Origin of the sequence: Streptomyces sp. NPDC101166, from assembly GCF_044768125.1 — a bacterium.
GTDB lineage: Bacteria > Actinomycetota > Actinomycetes > Streptomycetales > Streptomycetaceae > Streptomyces.
Genome location: NZ_JBIWPF010000121.1, coordinates 1 through 1424, shown reverse-complemented (window position 1 = coordinate 1424; position 1424 = coordinate 1). Strand labels below are relative to the sequence as shown.

2 protein-coding genes and 1 pseudogene are annotated in these 1424 nt (G+C 68.5%); all 3 read left to right on the top strand.

Going from position 1 to position 1424, the window contains the following annotated elements; genetic code table 11:
* On the top strand, nt 1-615 hold a 615-nt coding region (locus ACIRS4_RS36940), incomplete at its 5' end, for a topoisomerase C-terminal repeat-containing protein (protein ID WP_404204451.1).
* A 61-nt stretch (nt 616-676) separates the two neighbouring features.
* Nucleotides 677-1183 (top strand): DinB family protein, encoded by a 507-nt coding sequence (locus tag ACIRS4_RS36935; RefSeq protein ID WP_404204449.1) that lies wholly within the window; start codon nt 677-679, stop codon nt 1181-1183.
* 42 nt (nt 1184-1225) lie between these two features.
* Nucleotides 1226-1424, top strand: a pseudogene (locus ACIRS4_RS36930) (DNA polymerase III subunit delta'); the annotation flags it as partial.

Genomic DNA, 1424 nt, shown 5'->3' with positions numbered 1-1424 from the left:
CTGCGGCTGCTGTCGTTGCCGCGCGTGGTCGGCGTCGATCCGACTTCCGGGGACGAGATCACCTCGCAGAACGGTCGCTACGGGCCGTACCTGAAGAAGGGCACCGACTCTCGGTCGCTCACCAATGAGGATCAGATCTTCACGGTGACCCTCGAGGAGGCGCTCAAGATCTACGCCGAGCCCAAGCGGCGCGGCGGGCAGGCGGCGAGCGCGCCGCCGCTGCGGGAACTGGGCGTCGACCCGGTGTCGGAGAAGCCGATGGTGATCAAGGACGGCCGTTTCGGTCCGTATGTCACCGATGGCGAGACCAATGCCAGCCTGCGCAAGGGCGACGAGGTCGAATCCATCACCGACGCCCGGGCTTCGGAGCTGCTGGCGGACCGGCGGGCGCGCGGCCCGGTGAAGAAGGCCGCGAAGAAGACGGCCAAGAAGGCGGCGGCGAAGAAGACCCCGGCCAAGAAGACGGCGGTCGCCAAGACCGTGGTCAAGAAGGCGGCGGCGAAGAAGGCGGCGGCCAAGACGGCCGACGGCGTCACCACCAAGAAGGCCGCGGCGGCGAAGAAGGCCCCGGTCAAGAAGGCCGCGACGAAGAGCGCCGCGTCGGCGCAATCCTGACGATCGTCGGTGCCCTGCCGTAGCGTGCTGTTCGGAACACGCACCAGCGGAAGGGCATTCGATGACGGTCGACCACGAGCGGGAAGAGCTGATCAAGGTTCTCGCGAGCCAGCGGGACCTGTTCCGGATCACGGTCCGGGGCATCGACGACGAACAGGCGCGCCAGCGCACCACGATCAGTGAACTCACCCTCGGTGGGCTGCTCAGTCATTGTGTGAATGTCGAGCGGCACTGGACCACCATCCTGGTCGAGCGGGACCCGAACTCCGAATTCGACGTCTCCCGAATGGATTCCGAGTACCGGCTGGACGCGGACCAGACGGTCGCGGGGCTGCTCACCGAGTGGGAGGCGGTGGCCGAGCACACCGCGAAGCTGATCCGCGAACTGCCGAACCTCGAGGATTCGGTGCCGACGCCGACCGCCCCGTGGGCGCCGGAGCGGGAGTGGCTGACCGTGCGCTACATCTTGCTGCACATCCTGCGGGAGATCGCGCACCATTCCGGCCACGCGGACATCCTGCGTGAGGCGCTGGACGGCGCGAACACGACATATCAGCGCGCGAACTGACACTCGGCGGCGCTGTCGGGGGTGGCCGCTAAGGTGGTCGGCGTGGCGGGTGTCTTCGATCGGCTGGTCGGCCAGGGTGCGGTCGAGTCCGCGTTGACGGCTGCGGCGGTGGCGGCGCGGGGTGGGGCCGGATCGTCGTCGGCCATGACGCATTCCTGGTTGTTCACCGGTCCGCCCGGTTCGGGGCGGTCGGTGGCGGCGCTGTGTTTCGCGGCCGCCCTGCAGTGCACGGACGAGGGAA

Bases quoted from the DNA above. Each gene is read 5' to 3' on its own strand.
- ACIRS4_RS36935 (WP_404204449.1), top strand. From the start codon at position 677: ATGACGGTCGACCACGAGCGGGAAGAGCTGATCAAGGTTCTCGCGAGC.